We start from the raw sequence: 516 nt of genomic DNA, 5'->3' as shown, positions 1-516 counted from the left end.
ATATAGAAGGACTTCTTTGGGAAACTTATTTTCAATATTCAGAAAAGGAAAGGGGGCTAGTTTCTGGTGTCCCAAGGAAGTCGGGCTATCAGAACGATATGAGAGGAGTATACATATGAAGGCACGAAAACGGTTCTCACGCGTTGTTGCTTCAACCCTGACCCTGGCGCTCCTTCTGGGGATGTTGCCGATGGCTGCTTTTGCGGCAGACCCCGACTATGCTCCCACAGTTGCAGAGCTCAAGAACATGACCATGGAAAATGTCCTCAATGCTGAGGAAATATCTCTTTACAGCAACGGGGAAATGACCAACTATTTCTATCGCGGCATAAACCTGAGTAACAACGCTCTGGTTAAGGTTGGTTATACCCTGGAACAATCCCAACCTGTCAGTCTGGCGCTCTACAAGATGGCGGAAGGGGATGAATGGACTGGTGATGAGGTCGAGCTGGTGCCGGGGGATACCACCGATCCTGAGCCCTTCCTGGCGGACTTTGTCGGTTATCTCTATGGAAC

The 516-nt window shown here is 49.6% G+C and carries 1 protein-coding gene; it reads left to right on the top strand.

Annotation, left to right across the window (positions count from 1 at the left end):
* Positions 1-115 precede the first annotated feature (115 nt).
* Positions 116-516, top strand: a 401-nt coding sequence (locus tag RX395_RS09920; RefSeq protein ID WP_316367318.1) for a hypothetical protein, incomplete at its 3' end; no start/stop codon positions are given.

Origin of the sequence: Collinsella aerofaciens (assembly GCF_032584215.1) — a bacterium.
Taxonomy (GTDB): domain Bacteria; phylum Actinomycetota; class Coriobacteriia; order Coriobacteriales; family Coriobacteriaceae; genus Collinsella.
This window is presented reverse-complemented; position numbering and strand designations above follow the sequence as displayed.